This window comes from Actinacidiphila rubida (assembly GCF_900110255.1).
GTDB classification, from domain to species: domain Bacteria; phylum Actinomycetota; class Actinomycetes; order Streptomycetales; family Streptomycetaceae; genus Actinacidiphila; species Actinacidiphila rubida.
The window spans coordinates 35,370-57,571 of sequence record NZ_FODD01000014.1; the positions used below are offsets into that span (position 1 = coordinate 35,370).

Below are 22,202 nucleotides of genomic sequence, written 5' to 3' on the forward strand. Positions count from 1 at the left end.
CGCGCGGCGCGGCGCGGCGCGGGGGGTGGACCGGGGGACCCGGGGGCCGGGGCCGCCTGCCGGCCGGCCGCGCGGGGGCGGACCGTCGCACGGGGCCGCACGGCGGCATGCGCGTAACCAGGACGAAAGGTCCCGGGTGAACTGCTGTTCACCCGTGACCCCTAGCATGTCCCACATGCTGGACTACGACCTGGAGGCGGCGCGTTACGACGCGACCCGCGGCGGCGTTCCCCGTGCACGGTCCGCCGCCCGGGCGGTGCTCGCGCTCGTTCCCGAACGGGCCGCGACGCTTCTGGACGTGGGCTGCGGCACGGGCCTGGTCACCGGGCTGATGACGCGGCCCGGCCTGCGCGTGTTCGGGGTCGACGCCTCGCCCGGCATGGCCCGGGTCGCGGCGGGCCGGGTCGGCCCGACCCTCGTGATCGGCGACAGCCGGGGACTGCCGTTCGCCGACGCCTCGCTGGACGCGGTGAGCGCGGTGTGGCTGCTTCACCTGCTGCCGGACGCACCGGCGGTCATCGCCGAGTGCGCCCGGGTCCTGCGCCCCGGCGGGGTGTTCGTGACGACGGTCGACAAGGACGCGGGCCACGACGTCGAGAGCGACGTGGCCGCGCTGATGGCGCCCTACCGGGTCACGCGGGCCCACGACGCGGCGTCGCGGGTGCTCGCGGTGGCCGGCGAGCACGGGCTGCGGCGGGCCGGCGAGGCCCGTTTCACCGGCCACGGCCAGGGCCTGGCACCCGCCGACGCCGCGCAGCGCGTGGCACGCGGCTACTTCACGTCGGCGCTGACCATGACGGAGGCCGAGTCGGCCGTGCTGGCCCGGGAGCTGGAGCTGCTCCCGGACCCCGACGTGCCGCGCGCCGACCCGGTGTACCGGCTGCTGGCGCTGCGCAAGGAGGCCTGAGGGGCGGACGCCGCGCCCCGGAGAGACCCGGTGGGCGGACGCCCACCTCCATGGGCCGGGACGTTCCGGTCGGGGACGCCGTCACTGCCCGAACGGCGGCCGGCCGGTGATCTCCGCGAGCATGGCGACGACCTGCCGTTCGACCTCGTCGTGGGTGACGCCGAGCCCGGCGAGTGCCTGCGCGCTGGGCTCCTGGTCGTCGCTGAGGACGCCGAGCAGGATGTGCTCGGTGCCGATGTAGTTGTGGCCCAGGCGCAGCGCCTCGCGGAGGACGAGCTGGAGCGTCTTCTTCGCGGCCGGGCTGAACGGGATGTTGCCGACCACCGGTTCGCTCTCGGTGCCGGGCGTGCCGACCTCGGCGCGGATCACCTCGGCGTCGGCGTCCAGCGCCTCGAACACCTTGGTGGCGACCGTCTCGGGCTGGCCCACCAGGCCGAGCAGCAGGTGCTCGGGCTCGATCGCCGCGTGGCGGGCGGTGCGGGCCGCCTCCTGGGCGTCGACGACGGCCGTGCGGGCGCGCGGCGTGAACCGGTTGAAGCTGGCGGCGTCGAAGAGGTCGACGTCCTCGGGGATCTTGGGCACGAAGCGCTTCTGGGCGGCCTGCTTGCTGACGCCCATGTGCTGCCCGATGTCGGTCCAGGACGCGCCGGCCCGCCGGGCCTGGTCGACGAAGTGGCCGATGAGGTGGTCGGCGACGTCGCCGAGGTGGCCGGCCACGGTCACCGCTCGCTCCAGGTCCTGGAGCGGGTCGCCTTCCGGCTGCTGCTGCTTCACGAAGTCGATGAGGTCGTCCAGGCGGACCGGACGCTGCTGGGGTTGAGGATTCTGCGTCATGCGTCAACCGTAAGTTGACGAATCAGGATCGTCAACCTTGAGTTGACGACTCCCCTCTTTCTTGACCGATCATTCTCGTACGCCCTAGAGTCACCCCATGGCCAGGACCAAGGAATTCGACCCGGCGACCGCGCTCCAGGCGGCCATGGAGCTCTTCTGGCGGCGCGGGTACGAGGCCACGTCGATGGCGGACCTCGTGGAGCACCTGGGAATTGCCCGCGCGAGCATCTACGCCACCTTCGGCAGCAAGCACCAGCTCTACCTGCGGGCACTCCGGAGCTACGGCGAGACGCGCGATCCCGCACTGCTGGACGAGCTGTCCCAGCCCGGCCCCGCGCTGCCCGCGGTCCGCGCGCTCGTCCGGCGGTTCGCCGCCGAGGCCGCCGCCGACGACGTGCGCCGCGGCTGCTTCGTCACCAACACCGCCGTGGAGCTGGCGCCGCACGACCCGGCGGCCGCCCGACGCGTCGAGGCGAGTTGGGACCACCTGGAGGCCGGCCTGACCGCCGCACTGCTGCGCGCCCGCGCGCAGGGCGAACTGCCCGCCGGCCGCGATCCGCGCCTGCTGGCCCGCATGCTGCTGGTGCTGCTGCAGGGCATCCGCGTCGTCGGCAAGGCCGGTGGCGACCAGGACCGCGCACGGGACGCGGCCGAGCAGGCCCTGGCACTCCTGGACTGATCGCGCCGAACCCCTCGGGACCTCTCCGGACCTCGGCAGCCTCGCGTTCTTCGCGCCGCACGCCGCACACCGGCGACACGTCCTCTCACGACCTCATAACAGAACGATCGATCCAATAAACAGACCGCACCGCATCACGGAGGACACGGACATGCTGGACATTTTTGACGGCCGGGTGGCGCTGGTGACCGGCGGCGGCAGCGGTATCGGGCGGGCGACCGCCCGGGCCTTCGCCGCGGCGGGCGCCAGGGTCGCCGTCGCCGGGCGCACCGCCGACACGCTGGCCGGGACCGTCGCCCTGATCGAGGCGGACGGCGGCAGGGCGGCCGCCCTCACCGCGGACGTCACGCAGGCGGCCGACATGGAACGGCTGGTCGCCGAGACGGCCGGGCGCTTCGGCGGACTGCACGTAGCGGTCAACACCGTGGGCGCCGCCATAGCGCCCGGCCCGGTCGCCGATGTCACCGAGGACGACTGGCGGTTCCTGGTCGACACCAATCTGACCGGCCTGTGGCTGGCGATGGCGTACGAGATCCGGCACATGCGGGAGCACGGCGGCGGCGCGATCGTGAACGTCAGCTCCAACCTCGGTGCCCACCGCCGAGCCCCCGGCATGACGGCCTACGCGGCCACGAAGGCCGCGGTGAGCGCCCTGACGCGCGGTGCGGCGCTGGACCACATCGCGGACGGCGTGCGGATCAACGCCGTCAGCCCCGGCCCGGTGGACACCCCGATGTCGTCACGCCCCGGCGAGACGCCCGCGGAGAAGGCCGAGCGCATGCGCACCTCCCTGCCTGCGGGCCGCGTCGCCACGGTCGGCGAGATCGCCGCCGCGATCCTCCATCTGGCGTCCCCCGCCTCGGCGTTCACCATCGGCACCGACCTCGTGGTCGACGGCGGCGCCAGCGCGTAGGCCGCGTGCCCGCGCGGAAGGCGCATCCCCGTGCCGAGGGTGCGTGGCCCGCGCGTTCGGTGCAGCAGCGGGCGCGTCGGCCCGGGTCAGGCGCGTGCCGCGGGGGTGCGGGCGCCGGTGGCCGCGCTGGGAGCGGGCACCGCCGCGCGGTCGGCCTCCGCCGCGACGGCCGGCGCCAGCCACGCGGTGAACAGCGCGTGCAGCGACTCCGCGCCGGTCATCGACGCCTCGGGGACGGGCAGTTCGGCCGGGTGCAGCAGAAAGGGATGCGACTGGGGGCCGCCGAGGCCGCCGTGCGAGCCGGCCTGCTCCTCGAAGGCGTGCACGGTGCCGGTCCGCCGGTCGCACGCCGAGTTGATCATCAGGTCGGCGGTGTGCGGGAAGGCGTCCGCACGGAGCACCGCCGCGGCGGCTCCCGGGCCGAAGGGGGCGAGCGGGTCGTCGCCGGTGATCCGGCCGCCGGCCAGCTCGTGGCTGCCGCCCGGCCCGAGGACCACCGGCCCGCGCTCGGCGCTGCGCACCAGCACGAACCCGATGCCGGGGTGACCGGTGAGCGAGGGGAGCAGATCGGGGCAGCGGCGCTCCAGCTCCTCGAGCGTGGCCCGGCCCGCGATGTCGGGGAACGCCACCAGGCCGAGATTGCCCGAAGCGAGCACGATCGGCTCGGACGGCGGTCCCTCGCACTCCGCCTCCTCGGCCCGCCGGCCCCGCTCGGGCCTGCGCAGGGCGCTGCGCGCCGCTGCCCGCGCCTCGGCGCCGCTCCTGCGCCGCGCCCCGTCCGGGGCGCCGTCGTCGAGACCGCACCCGACCCGGACCAGTTCGCGCAGGCTCAGGCCGTAGGCGCCCTCGAAGGTCTCGCCGCCGCTCTGCCCGTGGTCGGAGAGCAGCACGATGCGGTAGGGCCGCGGGGCGTAGCGAGCGGCGTCGGCGATCAGCCGGACCGAGCGGTCCAGCCGGGCCAGCACCTTGCGGGCGTCGCGGCTGTGGGGGCCGGAGTGGTGGGCGACCTCATCGTAGGCGACGAGGTCGGCGTAGACGGCGGTGCGCCCGGCGAGCATGTCGCCGACGACGGCCGCGACCGCCACGTCCCGCTCCACCACCGTGGCGAACGCGCGCAGCAGCGGGTACAGCCCGCCGCGCTTGATGCGGGGGCGGTCCCGTCGCATCCGGGCCGCGGTGGACTCCGCGATCTCCCGGACCACCTCGGTGCAGAACGACGCGGCGGTGCGCACGGCGTGGGCGGGGTCGGAGAAGTACGCGAAGTACCCGGTCCGCGGCCGGCTGAAGGTGTCCGCGCGGGCGGCGACCGACATCACCAGCGCCGACTGCTCGGCGCCGCCGCTGAACAGGTTGCCGCGGGACGCGCCGTGGCAGGCCAGCAGCCCGGCGGACCCGGTGCGGGCGACCGCCCTGCGTTCCAGTTCGGCCGCGCTGGACGGACGGTTGCAGACCATCACCTGCCCGGTGTCCTTCTCGAACCAGCGGAAGGCGGGCACGTCGTGGTTGCTGCCGTGCAGGATCGCCAGCTGGCTGGCGCCCGTCTGGCTGCTCCAGTCGGTCGTCCAGGGCACGAGCCGATGGGTGCTGCCCAGCCAGCGCGCGACGGTCGGCATCGCGGGCGGGGCGCCGGTGAGGGCGTCGCGCAGCACGTCGTGGCCGACGCCGTCGAGCTGCAGGAAGACCGTGCCGGGCCCGGCGGGCAGCGGCGGGTCGCCGGCCCGCTGCCTGCGGCGGCCGGCCAGGCGGGCCAGCCGCCGTCCGTACGCGGCGTCGTCGCGGACGGCCAGTGCGGTGCTGGTGGCCGACGAGGCCGCCGACATCACCGCCGCGATGACCACGGCGGTGGCGGGCGCCACCGAGCCGCGGCCGTCGGGTGTGAAGCGCAGCGCGACCAGCAGCAGCGAGCCGTTGAGGAAGAAGACGAGCGCGCCCAGCACGAGTGCGGGCACCAGCAGCAGCGCCCGCACGAGCAGCGGCCACACCAGCGCGCTGAGCACGCCGAACGCGCCCGCCCCGACCGCCGCGGTGACCGCGATCTGGGTCGGGCTGTCGCCGCTGGGCGACTCGATCCTGAAGTCCGGCAGCAGCCATGCCAGCACGGCCAGCGTCGCGGACGCGACCACCCACACCACGAGCACCCTGCCGACGGTCCGCACCGCACTGCGACCCGCGGCCCGTCTTCGACTCACACCCGGCTCACGCACTGCTCCACCCTGCCATACGGGTGACGCGTGCCCCGCGCGGCGCAGGGCATACGCTCGACGTCGAGGAGCCGCCCGGCCGGGCGCGCGGACCTGCGCCGACGGGCCCGGACCGCACGGCGGGGCAGGCACCGCGACACGGACCGGCGCCGGCCGGCCCGACCGGGGAAGGGACGAGCACGGTGGCGGTGGAGATCACGTGGTGGGGGCATGCCACGGTGACGGTGCGCGACTCCGGCGTGCGGGTGCTCACCGACCCGCTGTTCGCACGGCGGCTGGCCCACCTGCGCAGGCGCCGCGGCGCGCTGCCGCCGGCGTCCGCGGCCCGTGCCGACGTCGTCCTGGTCTCCCATCTGCACGCCGACCACCTGCACCTGGGGTCCCTGTCAGGGCTCGCCGACGGCACGACGGTGCTGCTGCCCCGCGGTGCGCGGGCCGCGGTGCCGGGGCTGCGGCGGCTGGCGGGCCGGCTGCGGCTGGTCGAGCTGGCCGCGGGCGACACCCACGCGCACGGTGAGCTGACCGTGCGCGCGGTGCCGGCCGCCCACGACGGCCGGCGGCTGCCCTACGGCCGCCAGCGTGTGCAGGCCCTCGGCTACGTGGTGTCCGGCGAGGCGCGCACCTACTTCGCCGGCGACACCGGCCTGTTCGACACGATGGCCGCGGACGTCGGCCCGTGCGACGTCGCGCTGCTCCCGGTCGGCGGCTGGGGCCCGTTCCTCGGCCACGGCCACCTGGACGCCGGCCGCGCCGCGCAGGCGCTCGCCCGCCTGGAGCCGCGTGCGGCCGTGCCGGTGCACTACGGCACGTACTGGCCGATCGGCATGGACGCGGTCCGGCCGCACGAGTTCCACACGCCGGGCGAGGAGTTCGTCCGGCGCGCCGCCGAGCTGGCCCCGCAGGTCGCGGTGCACCGGCTGGACCACGGCCAGAGCGTGCTCGTCGAGGGCGCGGGACGGGAGAGCACCGGGTGATCGCCTTCCTGGCGTCGGCCGCCGCCAACCCCCCGCCGTCGCAGGGCGCCCAGCAGGCGATCGGCTATCCGACGCTGTTCCTGCTGGTGGTGCTGGGCTCGCTGGTGCCGGTGGTGCCCACCGGCGCCCTGGTGTCGGGCGCCGCGGTCGTCGCGTTCCACCAGACCGAACCCGTCGCGCTCGCCGTGGTGTTCGGGGTGGCCTCGCTCGCCGCGTTCCTCGGCGACGTGGCGCTGTACTGGCTGGGCCTGCGCGGGGTCCGCTCGCGCGGCGGCTCGCGGGTGCTGCACCGGCTGCAGGACCGGGTCGACGACCGGACCCTGGCCAGGTCGCAGCGGCAGCTCGACCAGCACGGCGCCGCGGTCCTGGTGCTGTCGCGGCTGATACCGGCCGGCCGGCTGCCCGTGATGGTGGCCTGCCTGCTCGCGGAGATGCCGCTACGGCGCTTCGTGCGCGGCGACGTCGTCGCGTGCCTGGCGTGGGCGGCGTCGTACCAGCTGATCGGAATCGTCGGCGGCTCGCTGTTCCCCGAGCCGTGGCAGGGCGTGGCGCTGGCCGTGGGCCTGACGTTCGCGATCGCGGCCGGCCCCGCGCTGGTGCGGCGGCTGCGCAGGCCACCGCAGGAGGCGCCGGGCGCCGGCCACCCCTGACGCCCCCTTCCGGGCCGGAGTGTGAGGACCGGCGGGCCCGCGCATGGAACCCGGCGGGCGCGTCCGTCCGGGTTCAGCCCGTCCGGGGCAGGACGCGGGAGCCGCCGACGGGCAGGTCCCAGAGGGCCGCGCGCCGCAGTCCGGCCTCGGCCCAGGCCGCGCGCAGCCGCATCAGCGGCTCCAGCGGCGGCTCGCCGGACAGCAGGAACGTCGCCCAGTGCATCGGCGCCATCGCGGCGGCGCCCAGGTCCTGGAACGCCCGCACCGCCTCCTCGGGATCGGTGTGCACCGGCCCGAGCATCCACCGCGGCGCGTACGCGCCGATCGGCAGCAGTGCCACGTCGATGCCCGGGTGGGCGCGCGCGATGTCCTTGAAGAAGCGGCCGTAACCGGTGTCGCCGGCGAAGTAGATGCGGTGCCCCTCCCGGTCGGTCAGCACCCACCCGCCCCACAGCGAACGGCAGGTGTCGGTGAGGGTGCGCCGGCTCCAGTGGTGCGCGGGCACGAAGTCGAAGCGGACGCCGTCGAGTTCCGCGGCCTCCCACCAGTCGAGCTCCGTCACCTCCTCGAAGCCGCGGCGGCGGAACCACGTGCCGAGGCCCGCGGGCACGAAGCACGGGGTCTCCCGCGGCAGCCGCTTGAGGGTGGGCGCGTCGAGGTGGTCGTAGTGGTTGTGGCTGACCACGACCGCGTCGATGCGCGGCAGCAGCGACCAGGGCACCCCGACCGGGGTGATCCGGGCGGGCGTGCCGGGGATGCGGCGGGACCAGACCGGGTCGGTGAGGACGGTCATCCCGCCGATCCGCAGCACCCAGCTGGCGTGCCCGGCCCACGTGACGGCCACGGTGCCGGGGGCGGCCTCGGGCAGCGGGCCCGGTTCCACCGGCAGCTTGACGACGTCCTTGAGCGAGGACGAGGGGGGCCGCACCGCGCACTCCCGGGCCAGGCGCACGAGGTCGCGCAGCCCGGGCATCGGCAGCGGGTCGGTCAGGCGGTCGGCGAAGGAGCGCGGCCAGGTGCGGTGCTCGCCGGCCGGCCGGGGCGAGGCGACGGTGCGTTCGCTCTGGTCGGTCATCACGGCTCCCTTGCTGCGCTCGCGCGGCCTCGTTCGGGCCGAGCCGCCCGGGCACCAACCGGAGTCGGTGATTCCGCCTCTCGGCTGCCTCCGAACGTAAGTCAGGCCCCGCGGCCCCGCGATCCCGAGCCGGCCGGTCCGGTGGCCGCGCCGGGCCCGCACAGCTCGGCGAACGCCGAGGTCAGCGCGGCGAGTCCGGCGGCGACATGCGGGGCGGAGACCGGATCCGCGGCGGTCAGCGCGGTACGCCGTTCGGTCTCGGTCGCGCCCAGCAGCGCGCCGATGTCGATCCGGACCCGGGGCTCGGCCGGATCGTCGCCGAAGCGGTGGCCGCCGAGCACCGGCCGCCCCAGCGCCGCGCTCAGCCGCTCCTCGGCCTGCTCGGCCGTCATGGCGGGCGTGCCGGGGGCACCGGGCACCCCGGTCGTGCTCAGGGTCGGGTACAGCTGGAACCCGGCCTTCGGCGGCCGGCACACCGCACCGGCCTCGGTGACCGCGCGGTAGGCGGCGGCCCCCACCCGGGCGTGCAACCGGTTCGCCGCGGCCCGGTGGTCGGTGACCTCGGGCGGCTCGGTCAGCACGTAGCCGGTGGCCGCGGCGACGGGCCCGGTCAGCGCCGCGCGCATCGCCGCGAGCGCGGCCGCCGCCCGCTCCCGCCAGGCCGCACCGTGGTCGGTGCCGGGGAAGCGGGCGAGCGCGGCCGGCACGGAGACCGGCACCAGGGTCGCGCCGAGGTCGGTGATCACCACGGTGTGGTCGGGCAGCATCTCCGCGGGGCTGAGCAGCACCGTGTCGTGGTGGTGAAGGGTGTCCGAGTACGTCTCGTCCGAGACGATCATCAGCCCGGCCTCCGCGGCGGCCTCGCACGTCTCGTGCAGCAGCTCCGGCGGGCTGACCGTGCCGCTGGGATCGTCCGCGGCGGACAGCACGAGCAGCCGCGGCGCCCCTCCCTCCGCCCGCGCCCGCCGCACCGTCTCCAGCAGCGCGAACGGGTCCGGGACGCCGCCGCCCTCCGGCGGGGTCGGCACGGTGTGCACGCGCCGCCGCAGCAGCCGCGCGAGCGGCTGCTGCCAGGCGGCCGCGGGGCGGGCCAGCACGGGATCGCCGTCGGTCGCGGCGAGCAGCGCGAGCAGCAGCGGCTCGGCGCCGGGCGCGGCGAGCGCGTGCCGCGTGTCCACGGGCAGCCCGCGCCGCGCCCAGTACCCGCAGGCCGCTTCCAGCAGCCGCGCCCCGCCACCTGGCGGCTCGGCGGCCGCCCCGTGATCCAGTCGCGTGTCCCAGTACGGCGGTACCGGCAGCCCCGGGTCGGGCCGCACGTCGAACGGCAGGGTGAGACGCATGGTGCGCACCTCCACGGAGCCGGGGCCTCTGCGCCCACCTTCCCCCTTTTCCCCCACCCCCGCCCCCCGAGCCGCCCGCGCACCAGCGCGCCACAGGCGCGCGAACCCCCGCACGGACGCGCAGCCGAAGACGGCGACGGGACTCCCCGCGGAGCGGACCCGCACCCGACGACGAAACCCGCACGGGTGGCGCGGGTGGGAACACCAGCGCGCCACAGGCGCGCGAACCCCCGCACGGACGTGCAGCCGAAGACGGCGACGGGCCCCAGCAGGCCCGCGAAACCCGGCACGGATGTGCGGCCACCGACGGCGACGCGCCCCCCGAGGGGACCCGCGCTCAGCCCCGTATCAGCCCCACCAACTCGCGCATGTCGTCGAAGACGACCGTGTCGTCCCCGCGCAGCCACTCCCCCGGCGTCAGCCCGCCGCAGTAGCCGAACGCCCGCATCCCCGCGGCCCGCGCCGCCTCCACTCCGTAGCGGCTGTCCTCCACCACCACGCACCGCCGCGGCTCGACGCCGAGGCTGCGCGCCGCGTGCAGGAACAGGTCCGGTGCGGGCTTGCCCCGCGCCACCTCCGCCGCGCTGAAGATGCGTCCGTCGAACCGCTCGTACAGGCCCGTCAGGCCAAGCGTGTGACGCAGCCCCTCGTGGGAGGTGCTGGACGCGACGCACGACGGCAGGGTGAGCGCGTCCAGCGCCTCCACCACACCGTCGACGGGCGTGAGTTCGCGTTCGAACGCCTCCCGGTACGACCGCCGGTACGGCGCGTCCCAGCCGTCGGGCAGCGGCCGGCCCAGGTGCTCGCCGATCGCCCGCGCCATGTCGGCGTAGCTGCGTCCGACGAACCGCTCGACGACCTCGTCCTCGCTCATCGGCCAGCCGAGGTCCGCGAGCATCAGCACGTCGATCTTCACCGCGATCTTCTCGCTGTCGACGAGGACGCCGTCGCAGTCGAAGATGACCAGTTCGGTCTCGGGCCAGGCGTCCTGGGATGCGTTCACGCAGGTGAGGGTACCGTCGCGGATTCCCGGGCCCACCCGGCGCCCACCCCGCGCCCGTCCGGCGCCCCCACCCGTCCGATGTGCGGGGCCACGGCTTCCGTCGCAGGCTGGCAGGGAGGGGGCGGCAGGAGGGAACACGATGGAGATCAAGGGAGCGGTCGCCCTGGTGACCGGGGCCAACCGCGGCATCGGCCGGGCCTTCGCGCGGGCGCTCGTGGAGCACGGCGCGGCCAAGGTCTACGGTGCCGCCCGCGATCCCGCGGCCGTGGACGACCCGGACCTGACCCCGCTGCGCATGGACGTGACCGATCCGACGCAGATCGCCCAGGCCGCGGCCGGCGCTCACGACGTCACGATCGTGATCAACAACGCGGGCGTCGGAGGCTTCTCCACCAAACTCCTGGCCGGCTCGATGGACGGCGCACGCGAGGCGATGGAGATCAACTACTTCGGCACCTGGGCCGTTTCGCGGGCGTTCGCGCCGATCCTGGCCGCCAACGGTGGGGGCGCGCTGGTCAACATGCTGTCGACCGCCTCATGGGCGTCGCGTCCGGAGTACCCGGGGTACGCGGCCTCCAAGGCCGCGCAGTGGTCGCTGACGGGCGCGCTGCGCGAGGGACTGCGCGCGCAGGGCACGCTCGTCGTGGGCGTCCACGCCGGATTCGTGGAGACGGACCTCAGCTCGTTCACCGACGCCCCCAAGATCAGCGCGAGGGACGTCGCGGAGCAGACCATGGACGCCCTCGCCGGCGGCCGGACCGAGGTGCTCGCGGACGACCGGACCCGGGAGGTCAAGCGCGCCCTCTCGGAGCCGCCCGGACAGTGAGCGGCCCGCGATGACGCAGGCGGCCCCGTACGCCCGCCCCACCCTGCGCTAAGGCGCGGCGGGCACGTGCGACGCGCTGGTGGGTGAGGCCGCGGCAGCGGTGCGGTCGGCGCACGAGCCCGGCACGCTGGTGCAGGCGTGCGCCGAGGTCGAAGCCGGCCGCTTCCCGGGCGAGAGCGGGACGTAAGCGGAGCGCACCGGGATCGGCCGGCTCCGCCCGTACGCCGGCAGGTCCCCCGCCGGCCCCGCGTAGGACGGCCGCCGTGGACGCGGGCGTTCACCGGCGTGGGCGCCGAGTGGGCCTCTGCACCCTCCCGTCGACCCCCGGGTCGACGGGCGCGGCGCGTTCACCCGCGGGTCCGGGGGTGAACGGCGCGGGCCGGTGCGTGTCGCCGCCCGGCCCGGGTATCCGATGGCCATGACGCAACCGTGGCGGGCCGCAGGGGCCTGGAGACAGTGGGACCGTGCCGTGTTCGCCGGGGTCGCCGGCCGGCACTGGCCGGGTGCGGAACCGGTGCTGCCCAAGCTGAGCCATGCGGCCAACCACGGCCGGCTGTGGCTGGCTGCCGCCGGCGTGATGGCGGTGGCGGGAGGCCGCGAGGGGCGGCGCGCGGCGGCCCGCGGTCTCGGCTCGATGGCGCTCGCCTCGCTCACCGTCAACACCGTCGGCAAGGGCACGGTGGGCCGGACCCGTCCGCTGCTGGACGCGGTCCCGGTGATCCGGCGCCTGCACCGGCAGCCGGTCACCTCGTCGTTCCCTTCCGGGCACGCCGCCTCGGCCGCCGCGTTCGCGGCGGGCGTGGCCGCCGAGTCGGGCACGTGGGGCACGGTCGTGGCCCCCGTCGCGGCCAGCGTGGCCTTCTCCCGCGTGTACACGGGCGTGCACTACCCGAGCGACGTACTGGTCGGCTGCGCGCTCGGGATCGGTGCCGCGCTGGCGCTGCGGGCGCTGCGCCCGCCGGCCGGGCCCCGCCCGACCGCGAACCGGCCGGTCCCCGCCCCGGCGCTGGAAGCCGGCCGGGGCCTGCACGTGGTGGTCAACACCGCGTCGGGACCGCCGCCGTTGCTGACGCCCACGGCGAACCGGGTGCGGGCGGCCCTCCCGGAGGCGGTCGTCGTCGAGCGGACCGAGGACGAGGACCTCGGGCAGCTGATGGAGACCGCGGCGAAGGCGGCCCGGGACGCGGACGGCGCGCTGGGCGTGTGCGGCGGCGACGGGACCGTTGCACTGGCGGCCGACGCCGCACTGCGCCACAACGTCCCGCTCGCGGTGTTCCCCGGCGGCACCCGCAACCACTTCGCGCTCGACCTCGGCCTGGCGACGGTCGAGGCCACAGCGGACGCGGTGCGCGCGGGGCGGGCCGCGCGGGTGGACGTGGCGCGGCGCACGGACGCCTCGGGCCGGTCGCCGATCCTCAACACGTTCAGCATCGGCTCGTACCCGGACCTGGTCCGGGTACGGGAGCGCTGGTCGCGGCGGGTCGGCAGCTGGCCGGCGAGCGTCCTGGCGGCCGTGCACGTGCTGCGCACCTGCTCGCCGGTCACCGTCGAGATCAACGGCAGGACCCGCGACGTGTGGCTGCTGTTCGCCGGCAACTGCCGCTACTCCAGCTGGGGGCTGGCCCCGGTGCGCCGCCGGGATCTGACGGACGGCCTGCTGGACGTGCGCATCGTCGACGGCGGGCGGTTCGCCAGGACCCGCCTGGTGGGGGCGGCGCTGACCGGCGTGCTCACGTCCTCGCCGATCTACACCGAGGCGACGGTCCGGCGCCTGCGGATCCGCCTGCCCGACGCCGGCCGCCCCGACGCCGGCGGGTGCCCGCCGGCCGATGGCGCGACGGGCCCGCCGGGGTCGGCCGCCGGCCCCGGCGTCCACCTCGCCTGCGACGGCGAGGTGTCGCCCGCACCCGCCGAGCTGCTGCTCGACAAGGTGCCCGGCGGGCTGCGCGTCTACCGGGCGGCCTGACGCCGGCGGCCGGGCCGGGCGGCCTTCCCGCCCGGCCCGGCCGCCTCGGCCCGCCGTCCGCGGGCGGCCGGCTCGCCAAGCGCCGCCAGCCCCGCTGACTTGATTTTCGCAAGCCTGGAGCAACGCCTGTACGCGAGCCTGACACCCATCCCAGGCAGCCACACCTGACCGGAATGCGGCAAACAGGCGACGTGGTCGAGAGATGCTCGCTTCGAAAAAAGCAGTTGGATACGCTCCCGCCCATGACTGACGAACCACAGTTCCACGTGGAGGAAGTGTCGCCCTCCTACTGGAATGTGACCTTCTCGAACGGCCGGATCAACCTCATCGACGTCGACACGATCGAGCAGCTCGCCGATCTGGTGAACCGCATCGAACAGGCGTCCGAGCTGGCCGTGGTGGTCTTCCGCAGCGCCAACCCCGAGTTCTTCATGGCGCACTTCGACTTCCTGTCGGACAACGACCGCATCGCCGCCATGAAGCCCGGCCCCACCGGGCTCCACCCGTACGCCGACAACTTCGTCCGGCTGAGCCGGGTCGCCCCCGTCACCATCTCGGCGATCCGGGGACGCGCCCGCGGCGGGGGCAGCGAGTTCGTTCTGGCGACGGACATCCGTTTCGCCGGAGACCGCGCCGTCCTGGGGCAGTTCGAGGTCGGCGTCGGCACCGTGCCCGGCGGCAACCCCGCGGGCCGCCTCGGCCGGCTGGTGGGCCGAGGCCGCGCGATGGAGATCCTGCTCGGCGGGGACGACTTCCCGGCACCGCTGGCCGCCGCGTACGGCTACGTCAACCGGGTCGTGCCCGACGCCGAGCTGGACGGCTTCGCCGACACGTTCGCGCGCCGCGTCGCGGGGTTCGACCGGGTCGGCGTCACCGGGACGAAGGAACTGGTCGGCGCGGCCACCGAGATCCCGGACGAGGAGGCCGGAGCCGCACTCGCCGCCTACTTCCGCACCGTGGGGCGTCCGGAGAACGCGCACCGCGTGCGGCGCCTGTTCGACGCCGGGCTGCAGCAGCCGGACGGCGTGGAGCTGGACCTCGGCAAGCGGGTCGCGGAGGGCGGCTGAGCACCCGCCCGGGCCGTCACGCGGTCCGCGTACCGGCCGTACGCGGACGGGCGCGCAGGTCCTCAGCCGTGGGGCGCGGTACCGCCCGCCTCGGCGGGAACGCCCCGCAGATCGACATCGGACGCGGGGACCTCGCGTGCGTCGTCGTCGGCGATGAAGCCGACGTGGACCGGCCGGCCCGTCGAGCGGCGGCGCCGCAGCGCCGCGGGCCCGGTGGCGCGCGGGCGGTGGCGGTCGCCCCACTGCTGGAGCGCCGCGAGGACGAGCTCCAGCTCCTCCCCGGACGGCGTCAGGTGATAGCTCTCGCGATGCCGGCTCCCCGGCGTCTGGTACGCCAGCTTGCGGAGGATCCCCGCGCTCACCAGGGTCTTCAGCCGCGTGCTCAGCAGATTCGGGGCGATGCCCAGGGACGTCTGGAGATCGGCGAAGCGGTGCCGCCCGGCATGGACGTCGCGGATGATCAGCAGCGTCCAGCGCTCGCCGAGCACCTGCAGGCTGCGTTCGATCGAGCAGGACGGCTCGTCCTGCGCGGCGTCGGGCACGTCGCCTCCTTGCGTCCTGTGGCAACCGCGGCTTTCCCCGAGAGCCTAGCTTGCATTTTCCTGAGGCACACCATGCCCCGGACTCGCGGTCGAGCGCGGGAATCCGCTGGGCAACGGCGATGCGGGGAGCTTCAGATTTTCAAGTCACAGGGACCGGACGGGCCCCGAAGCCCGCGGCGGCCCACGGGGACCGCGCCGCCCCTCCCGGCGGGCAGGAAGCGGAACGGCGAGGCGGGTGCGGCACCCGCCTCGCCGTCTCTCTCCGGGGGTCAGCTGCCGCTGATCAGCCCGGCCAGCGCGCGCACCCCCTCGCCGGAGATGCTGAGCGCGTCGTCGTTGCCGGTGTCGATCGAGAGGATCAGCTCGTCGGACGGCCAGGCGCCGCTCAGCGCGGCCAGCTGGATCAGCCGGTAGCGGCGGGTGGCGGGCAGCGCGTCGGCCATCCGGGACTCGGAGGTGAACACCGGCACGAGCTGGCGGCCGTCGTCCTGCTCGTACACCGGCAGCTGGATCTCGCGCGGCAGTTCCGAGCCGTCCACGCCCTCCGGGTACTCCTCGACACCGGGTACCGGCAGCAGCACCTCGCTCACCGCGAGGGTGCTGAGCGCCACGACGTTCTCGCTGCCGTGCGAGATCTCGTGCAGGGCACGCTGGGCGGGCGGCAGGGCGCCGTCGGGGTTCGGGATGTCGGTCATCGCTGGGCTCCTCTCGCAGACCGGCTGCTCGCCGGGCATCACTTCCACGGGCGTTCGCATGGTGACTGAAACCCCCGCGTACCCCAGGTGCAGCCGGTCATGCCGCCCGCGGGGCGAAATGCCGTTGGCCAGGCACGGCCCCGCCCGCATACGGTGCCCACATGGTTGCCACGAGCCCCGCCCCCGTCGTCCTGGACGGCCGCTTCGTCCGCCTCGAACCGCTCGATCCCGGGACCCACGGGGCCGACCTGTTCGCCGCCGGCGGCGGTGACGAGGAGGTGTGGCGCTGGATGCCGACCCGGGCGCCCCGCACCGAGGCGGAGTTGCGGGACGTCGCGGCCGCCGTGAAGGCCTCCGCGGAGGCCGACGGCGGCATGGCGTTCGCCGTCGTGGAGAAGGCCGGCGGCCGGGCGATCGGCTGGACCGGCTACCACGACGTGAGCACGCGCGACGAACGGCTGGAGATCGGCTGGACCTGGTACGGGCGGGCCCACTGGGGCACCGCCGTCAACGCCGAGTCGAAGCTGCTGCTGATGACCCACGCGTACGAGGACCTCGGGATGGGCCGGATCTGCTGGAAGACCGACCATCTCAACACCCGTTCGCAGCAGGCCATCGCCCGCCTCGGCGCGGTCCGCGAGGGCGTGTGGCGCCGGCACCGCCTGCGCGCGGACGGCGTGACGTGGCGCGACAGCGTCTTCTTCTCCCTCCTCGCCGACGAGTGGCCCACCGCCAAGGCCGCCCTCCAGTCTCGTGTCGCCGCCCACGCCCCCGCCGACGCCCCCGCCTCCCCCTGACCGCCCGCACGGCCGCCGGCGCCGGGAACCACCGCCACGCGCCGCTTCCGGCCACCGCGCCGGAAGCGCTCGGTGCGGGACCGGCGCGGTGGCCGGAAGCGGGACGCGGCACGCTCACTCGTACTCGGTGCCGCCCTTGCGCGTGAGGTAGGCGTCGCTGACGACCTTGGCGATGGCGCGGCCCCCGAGGACCGGGCTGTAGGCGTCGGCGGCGGTGCGGACCACGACGCCTTCACGGATGTGCTCCGCCCGGCCGGTGACCGTCTCACGGCCCTGCGCCAGCGCGAGCACCGCGTCCAGATCGAAGGGTCCGTGGAACAGCCGCGGCACGAGCGGGAGTTCACCCAGCGGAAGCTCGGCGGGGTCGATCCAGCGCAGCCGGCCCCCCATGTCGGCGCACACGTCGAACGCGGCGAAGCCCGGCAGTTCGCGCCCCGCGTCCACGCCGTACCCGAGGTCCTGCACCCCCTTGCCGTACACCTCGCCGTAGACACCGATCCGGTCGGCGCCGAGCGCGGCCGCCAGGGCCGCCGCGATCTCCGGCAGCCCGTAGCCGCGCACCGCACGCCAGTACAGGTTGCCCGCCGCCTCCTTCAGCGCCAGCCGCTGCGCGCCCAGCCCCTTCGACGTGACGTGCACCGCGCCGGACTCCGCGTAGTACGTCATGCAGCACGCCGTGCCGTGCAGCTTCTCCGTCACGGTGACGGGATCGCCCGCGGCGAAGACGCCCGGGTAGCGCTTGAGGTTCTCGATGTCGGTCCACGGCAGCAGGTCCGGCGCGGACTCCACGTCGCCGCTCATCGAGATCGGCACCGGCGGCACCCACTTGACGACGCCGAGCCGCCCGGCGAAGTCCTCGCCGCCGGCGGCCGCCGCCGCCAGGTCGACCCCCGCGAGCACACCCGGCCGGCAGACGATGCCCTGCGACAGCTCGCCGCGCAGCCGCACCGCCCTCACACGGTTCGCCGCGGACCCCGCGAGCCGCCCGGTGAGCCCGAGTTCGGCGATCAGCGGCTCAGGGAGCACCGCCTGCTCCGGGATGTACACCGCGAACTCCCCCGTGCGGTACACCCCCTTGGCGACGACCGCCCGGTACAGGCCCACCTGCGCCAACTCCAGTGCGTCGGCGTTCGGGTGCTCGAGAATCGTCAGCCGCTCCGCGGTCACGCGCAATGTGGACATGGCTGTGCCCTCCCCCGTCGTCGCTGTGGAGTGCGGCCAACCCCTCCTGGGTGCCGCGCGGTTCACTGTGGCCGCCGTGGACGGCCACGGGCCACCGGTTTTCGCCCCGGCGGCCCGGCGGACGGTGTGGCAGGCTGCGGGCATGCGATACGTGATCATCGGGGCCGGCGCGGTCGGCGGCACCATCGGCGGCCGGCTGTCCGACGCGGGGCACGACGTCGTGCTGGTGGCGCGCGGCCCGCACGCCGAGGCGCTGCGGGAGCACGGACTGCGGCTCGAACTGCCCGGCCGTGACCTGGAGTTGTCCATTCCCGTGGCCACCGGACCGCAGGACCTGGCGCCCCGCGCCGACGACGTGCTGGTGCTGGCCGTGAAGACCCAGGACACCGCGGCCGCTCTGGACACCTGGACCGACTGGGGCGACGGGCTTCCCGTGGTCTGCGCGCAGAACGGCGTGGAGAACGAGCGACTGGCGCTGCGCCGGTTCGCCGCCGTGTACGGGATGTGCGTGTGGCTGCCCTCCCAGCACATGGAACCGGGTGTGGTCCGGGCCCCGGGGGCGCCGCTGACCGGCATCCTGCACCTGGGCCGCTACCCGGCGGGTACCGACGGCACGGCCCGGCGGATCGCCGCGGACCTGGAGAGCTCCGGGTTCGCCGCACCCGTAGGCGACGCGGTGATGGCCTGGAAGTACGCCAAGCTGCTGTCGAACCTCGGGAACGCCGTCGAAGCGGTGTGCGGCACCGCCGAGGGCGCGCCGGTCGAGGAACTCGACGCGGCCGCGCGGGCGGAGGGCGAGGCGGTGCTCGACGCCTCGGGCATCGCCTACGTGAGCGTGCAGGAGCAGGCCCGGGTGCGCGGCGACCGCGTCGAACTCCAGCCGGTCAAGGGCGAGAAGCGGGGCGGGGGTTCGTCGTGGCAGAGCCTGATGCGCGGCACGGGGTCCATCGAGGCGGACCATCTCAACGGGGAGATCGTGCTGCTCGGCCGCACCGCCGGGATACCGACGCCCGTCAACGAGGAACTGCGGCGCACCGCGAACCGGTTCGCCCGCGAGCGCCGCAGGCCCGGCGAGCTGACGGACGCCGAACTCGCCCGCCTGCGCGCGGTGGTGGCCTCCGCCGCCGCACGCTGACCGCACGCTGACCGCACGGGCGGACGCCGCTGTGCCAGCCGCGCACGCGGAGGGCGTGCCCGCACGCGCCTGGCGCTAACGTGCCGCCATGCGCTTCGCGTTCAAGACCTCGCCGCAGCACACCACGTGGGACGCCATGCTCGCGGTGTGGCGGGCCGCCGACGGCATCGCGCTCTTCGAGTCCGGCTGGACGTCCGACCACTTCTACCCGACGCACAGCCCCGAACCGGGCGGACCGCGCCTCGAGGGCTGGATCACGCTGGCCGCGCTCGCCCAGGCGACCCGCAGGCTGCGGCTGGGCACGCTGGTCAGCAGCGTCCACTACCGGCACCCCGCGGTACTGGCCAACATGGCCGCGACGCTGGACGCCGTCTCCGGCGGCCGCCTCGAACTGGGCCTGGGCGCCGGCTGGAACGAGGAGGAGTCCGGCGCCTACGGCATGGAGCTGGGCAGCCCCAAGGAGCGCAGCGACCGCTTCGAGGAGGCGTGCGAGGTCGTCACGTCCCTGCTGGCCCGCGACACCACGACGTTCGACGGCGCCTACTACCGGCTCCGCGACGCACGCTGCGACCCCAAACCCGTGCAGCGGCCGCACCCGCCGCTGTGCGTGGGCGGCAGTGGCGAGAAGCGCACCCTGCGCACCGCGGCCCGCTTCGCCCAGCACTGGAACTTCGACACCGGCACCGTCGAACAGTTCACCCGCGCCCGGGACGTGCTGCACCGGCACTGCGCCGACGTCGGACGGGATCCGGCGGAGATCCTGCTGTCCGCACAGGTCCGGTTCACCGGCGACCCGGCCGCGACGGCCGCGCGGGCCGCAGAACTCGCCGCGGCCGGAGCGCAGTTGGCCATCGTGTACCTGCCGCCGCCGCACACTCCGGCCGTCCTGGAGCCGCTGGCCGCCGCGCTGGCGCCACTCGCCGGCTGACGCGGGCGAGCGGTCGCCACCGAGCGGCGGCGGCTGTCGGCGGCTTCCGGCGGCTGGCGGCCGCGTCCAGCACGTGCGGCTTCCACCGGCGAGCGGCCGGAGCGCCCTGAGGGGCGGCGCGGCTCAGTCCGCCGCCCGCGCCTCCCGGACCCCCTGGGCGTCCCGGGCTTCGACGGGGGCAGCGGTCGCGTCGCCTTCCTGGCTCTCCGGACGCATCCGGAAGTCGTAGGCGGCGGGCAGCGGATGCTCGGCGCGCGCCCGGGCCCGGACCGCCTCGTCGACGGGGCCGTCACCGGCCACCAGCCGCTCGGCGATCGCGTACCAGGTGTCACTGAGCGCCTCGTCGCCCTCCCGCAGGTTCTCCACCACGAAGCCCTCATCGAACAGCGCGCGGGCACGCGGCGCGTCGCCGAGGCCCAGCGCGGCCCGAGCGCGCAGCAGCCGGATGCGGCCGCCTTCCAGCGGGGCGCCTCCGCCCGCCGCGGGCTCGTCGAGGAGCCGCTCCGCGTCGGTGGCGCGGCCGGCCTCGATCAGCGCGGGCACCGCCTCCAGCAGCAGCGCGCGCTGCACGGCGCGCGCCGCGTCCTGGACCGGGCCCGGCTCGCCGGCCGCGGCCGGCGTCTCCTCGCGCAGGCACGCGTACGCCGCGAGGTAGCGCTCGGCGGCCTGCTCCGGCCGGCCCGCCGCGCCCTCGGCGACGGCCAGGGCGCGCAGCGCCCACGGCGACGGCCGCGCACCCGCCGAACGCTCCCAGCTGCGCACCGCCTGCGCCCGGTCGCCGGCCGCCCACTGCGCGATGCCGAGGTGGTAGTCGAGGAACCACTCGTTGCCGGGGTAGGTGTCGGCGGACTCCAGCAGGTCCCGCCACTCCGGGGCGACCAGCGCGGGCCCGGGCGGGGCGTCGGCGGCGGGCCGCGGGAAGACACCGGCCAGCAGCAGCTCCAGCCACGGCTTCTGCGCGGCGCCGAGAGTCGCGGCGGGGAACGGCGTGCCCGGCAGGTCGAAGTGGCCGCGCTCGGCCTCCAGCGCGCCCCAGCCGGACCCGGTCGCCAGGATGTCCTTCGGCTCGGTGTCGGCGTGCTCCAGCCACGCCGCGTACGCGGCGTCCACGCTCGCGCGCGGCAGCGCCGCCTCCAGGCGGCCTGCGGCCTCGGCGCGGGCCGCCGCCCAGTCGTCGCCGTGGACGAGCGCCGGGTCCGCGGCGAGCGGCCCGTACGCCTCCAGCCAGGTGAACTCGGAGTCCGCCGGCATCGGGATGTGCTCCAGCTGGGTGCGGGCCAGGCCCGCCTGGATCTCCAGGTAGCCGCCGGTGCCGGGCTCGGTCAGCCATTCCTGCCAGCGCTGCCCGCCGCGGCCGCTGCCCCACAGGAACAGCTTGCGTCCGCGCAGCCCGTCGGTCGACGTCTGCACCAGGCCGTGCCCTTCGCCGTCGAGCGCGGTGATCCACCGGCGGTCGTCGCCCGCGATGTCGAAGAAGTAGTCGGCGGCGTGCAGCGAGCGGGTCGTGTACGTGATGTCGGTGGTTCCCGCACCGTGCGGCGCGGGCACGGGCACGCGGGACAGCGCCTGGGTGTAGTCGAAGTGGTAGGCGGCGTCGGCGGGCGCGAGCACCCGCGTGTCCTCGCTCTCGGGGACGGCCATGTTCGACCACCAGTAGGCGGGCACCGTGCGGTCGTGCGGGTTGCGGACCCGCACGCCGACGTACAGGAACTCCGACTCGGCGGGCAGCCACATGTCGATCTGGAACGGCAGGTCGCGCAGCCGCTCCCACTCCCACAGCCGCAGCATCTCCCCGCCGTCGGGCGCGGGGACGCGGGCCGCGTGCAGCGGCGCGCAGGTGTGGGCGCAGTGCCCCGTCGCGCCCAGGTTCCACTCGACGCCGCCGGAGAACCAGGCGTCCGCGAGCGCGAAGTTCGCCGGCTGGAGGACCGGGTTGCGGTACAGCAGTTCACGGCCGGTGGGCTTGTGCACCAGCGAGTACAGCCGGCCTCCCAGGCCGGGCAGCACGACGGCGCGGATCTGCTCGTTCTCGATCTCGACCGCGTCGAGCTCCACCGGGGCGCGGTCCCGGCCGTAGCCGTCCCGCAGCCGGACCGGCAGCACCGAGCGCAGCGGCGCGTACCCGATCTGCCGCGCCATGTCGGACGGCAGCAGGTCCCGGTCGCCGGCGTCGACCTGGTGCAGTTCGTCGAGCGGACGCAGCGCGGGCAGCGGGTTCTCGTCGCCGAGGGGGACGGCGGGAAGGGTCACCACGATGCGCCGCACGGTCGTTGCTGTCGTAGCCAAGGCCACCTCTTCCCGCTCGCGGCCGCTTCAGGTCGGTCGGCCGTCCGGTGACCATGGAACATGGTCCGGCGCCGGCTGACCAGGGTCCCCCGGGGTCAGAGTTGAGCAAAGGCCGGGGTATCGACCGCCTTTCCCGGCAGTCACCGGGCTCGGCCCGGCCCGGCACGACGGGAGTGGACGGCTTCCGCCCGGGTCCGCGCCG

Annotated in this window: 20 protein-coding genes; 11 read left to right on the forward strand and 9 right to left on the reverse strand. The window is 75.5% G+C overall.

The features are described from left to right. The first annotated feature begins 175 nt into the window (after positions 1-175). Positions 176-907: a class I SAM-dependent methyltransferase gene (locus BMW99_RS15420; protein WP_075017019.1), complete on the forward strand. Its 732-nt coding sequence runs from the start codon at positions 176-178 to the stop codon at positions 905-907. An 81-nt stretch (positions 908-988) separates the two neighbouring features. On the opposite strand, the gene BMW99_RS15425 is transcribed toward BMW99_RS15420, so the two are convergent. Next, the gene (locus BMW99_RS15425; RefSeq protein WP_069467643.1) at positions 989-1,741 is read right to left on the reverse strand and encodes a Clp protease N-terminal domain-containing protein; all 753 of its coding nucleotides are present in this window, start codon (positions 1,739-1,741) and stop codon (positions 989-991) included. A gap of 97 nt (positions 1,742-1,838) precedes the next feature. On the opposite strand from BMW99_RS15425, the gene BMW99_RS15430 reads away from it, so the two are divergent. Both BMW99_RS15430 and BMW99_RS15435 read left to right on the forward strand, forming a co-directional pair. Beyond that, positions 1,839-2,420 carry a TetR/AcrR family transcriptional regulator gene (locus BMW99_RS15430; RefSeq protein ID WP_075016976.1) on the forward strand — a complete coding sequence of 194 codons (582 nt, stop codon included), beginning with the start codon at positions 1,839-1,841 and terminating at the stop codon, positions 2,418-2,420. Positions 2,421-2,571: 151 nt separating this feature from the next. Then, positions 2,572-3,333, forward strand: coding sequence for an SDR family NAD(P)-dependent oxidoreductase (locus BMW99_RS15435; protein WP_176735738.1), 762 nt, complete (start codon positions 2,572-2,574; stop codon positions 3,331-3,333). 86 nt (positions 3,334-3,419) lie between these two features. Here the strand turns inward: BMW99_RS15435 and BMW99_RS15440 are convergent, their stop codons facing one another. After that, a complete protein-coding gene (locus BMW99_RS15440; RefSeq protein ID WP_245791474.1) occupies positions 3,420-5,522 on the reverse strand; it encodes a phage holin family protein in 2,103 nt (700 codons plus the stop codon). A gap of 194 nt (positions 5,523-5,716) precedes the next feature. On the opposite strand from BMW99_RS15440, the gene BMW99_RS15445 reads away from it, so the two are divergent. Both BMW99_RS15445 and BMW99_RS15450 read left to right on the forward strand, forming a co-directional pair. Continuing rightward, on the forward strand, positions 5,717-6,508 hold the full coding sequence (locus BMW99_RS15445) for an MBL fold metallo-hydrolase (protein ID WP_069467017.1): 792 nt from the start codon (positions 5,717-5,719) through the stop codon (positions 6,506-6,508). Next, the gene (locus BMW99_RS15450; protein WP_069467018.1) at positions 6,505-7,158 is read left to right on the forward strand and encodes a DedA family protein; all 654 of its coding nucleotides are present in this window, start codon (positions 6,505-6,507) and stop codon (positions 7,156-7,158) included. Before BMW99_RS15445 ends, BMW99_RS15450 begins: the two co-directional genes overlap by 4 nt. A 73-nt stretch (positions 7,159-7,231) precedes the next feature. Here BMW99_RS15450 and BMW99_RS15455 read toward each other — a convergent pair whose 3' ends face one another. From BMW99_RS15455 to BMW99_RS15465, 3 genes are all read right to left on the reverse strand, one after another. After that, positions 7,232-8,233 carry an MBL fold metallo-hydrolase gene (locus tag BMW99_RS15455; RefSeq protein WP_069467019.1) on the reverse strand — a complete coding sequence of 334 codons (1,002 nt, stop codon included), beginning with the start codon at positions 8,231-8,233 and terminating at the stop codon, positions 7,232-7,234. Positions 8,234-8,334: 101 nt separating this feature from the next. After that, positions 8,335-9,573, reverse strand: coding sequence for an aminotransferase class I/II-fold pyridoxal phosphate-dependent enzyme (locus tag BMW99_RS15460; protein WP_075017020.1), 1,239 nt, complete (start codon positions 9,571-9,573; stop codon positions 8,335-8,337). A 337-nt stretch (positions 9,574-9,910) separates the two neighbouring features. Then, positions 9,911-10,576 (reverse strand): HAD family hydrolase, encoded by a 666-nt coding sequence (locus BMW99_RS15465; RefSeq protein WP_069467527.1) that lies wholly within the window; start codon positions 10,574-10,576, stop codon positions 9,911-9,913. Between the two features lie 139 nt (positions 10,577-10,715). On the opposite strand from BMW99_RS15465, the gene BMW99_RS15470 reads away from it, so the two are divergent. The 3 genes from BMW99_RS15470 to BMW99_RS15480 all read left to right on the forward strand — a co-directional run bounded on the left by BMW99_RS15470 (position 10,716) and on the right by BMW99_RS15480 (position 14,435). Next, entirely contained in the window at positions 10,716-11,402 is a 687-nt protein-coding gene (locus tag BMW99_RS15470) for an SDR family oxidoreductase (protein WP_075016977.1), read from the forward strand. Positions 11,403-11,820: 418 nt separating this feature from the next. Further along, positions 11,821-13,368: a bifunctional phosphatase PAP2/diacylglycerol kinase family protein gene (locus tag BMW99_RS15475; protein WP_107485371.1), complete on the forward strand. Its 1,548-nt coding sequence runs from the start codon at positions 11,821-11,823 to the stop codon at positions 13,366-13,368. A 242-nt stretch (positions 13,369-13,610) separates the two neighbouring features. Beyond that, positions 13,611-14,435, forward strand: coding sequence for an enoyl-CoA hydratase/isomerase family protein (locus BMW99_RS15480; RefSeq protein ID WP_075016979.1), 825 nt, complete (start codon positions 13,611-13,613; stop codon positions 14,433-14,435). A gap of 62 nt (positions 14,436-14,497) precedes the next feature. On the opposite strand, the gene BMW99_RS15485 is transcribed toward BMW99_RS15480, so the two are convergent. Both BMW99_RS15485 and BMW99_RS15490 read right to left on the reverse strand, forming a co-directional pair. Next, entirely contained in the window at positions 14,498-14,977 is a 480-nt protein-coding gene (locus BMW99_RS15485) for a winged helix-turn-helix transcriptional regulator (protein WP_069462898.1), read from the reverse strand. Between the two features lie 269 nt (positions 14,978-15,246). Continuing rightward, positions 15,247-15,672, reverse strand: a complete 426-nt coding sequence (locus tag BMW99_RS15490; RefSeq protein ID WP_069462899.1) for an SseB family protein — start codon at positions 15,670-15,672, stop codon at positions 15,247-15,249. A gap of 161 nt (positions 15,673-15,833) precedes the next feature. Between BMW99_RS15490 and BMW99_RS15495 the strand changes: the two genes are divergently transcribed. Next, positions 15,834-16,469, forward strand: coding sequence for a GNAT family N-acetyltransferase (locus tag BMW99_RS15495; RefSeq protein WP_075016980.1), 636 nt, complete (start codon positions 15,834-15,836; stop codon positions 16,467-16,469). A gap of 114 nt (positions 16,470-16,583) precedes the next feature. Here the strand turns inward: BMW99_RS15495 and BMW99_RS15500 are convergent, their stop codons facing one another. Further along, a complete protein-coding gene (locus BMW99_RS15500; RefSeq protein WP_069467104.1) occupies positions 16,584-17,651 on the reverse strand; it encodes an RNA ligase (ATP) in 1,068 nt (355 codons plus the stop codon). A 142-nt stretch (positions 17,652-17,793) separates the two neighbouring features. Here BMW99_RS15500 and BMW99_RS15505 point away from each other — a divergent pair, with 142 nt between their 5' ends. Beyond that, positions 17,794-18,786 (forward strand): ketopantoate reductase family protein, encoded by a 993-nt coding sequence (locus tag BMW99_RS15505; RefSeq protein WP_069467103.1) that lies wholly within the window; start codon positions 17,794-17,796, stop codon positions 18,784-18,786. A gap of 88 nt (positions 18,787-18,874) precedes the next feature. Continuing rightward, entirely contained in the window at positions 18,875-19,714 is an 840-nt protein-coding gene (locus BMW99_RS15510; protein ID WP_069467102.1) for an LLM class F420-dependent oxidoreductase, read from the forward strand. 123 nt (positions 19,715-19,837) lie between these two features. Here BMW99_RS15510 and BMW99_RS15515 read toward each other — a convergent pair whose 3' ends face one another. Next, positions 19,838-22,000: a DUF5107 domain-containing protein gene (locus BMW99_RS15515; RefSeq protein WP_245791475.1), complete on the reverse strand. Its 2,163-nt coding sequence runs from the start codon at positions 21,998-22,000 to the stop codon at positions 19,838-19,840. Between the last annotated feature and the right edge of the window lie 202 nt (positions 22,001-22,202).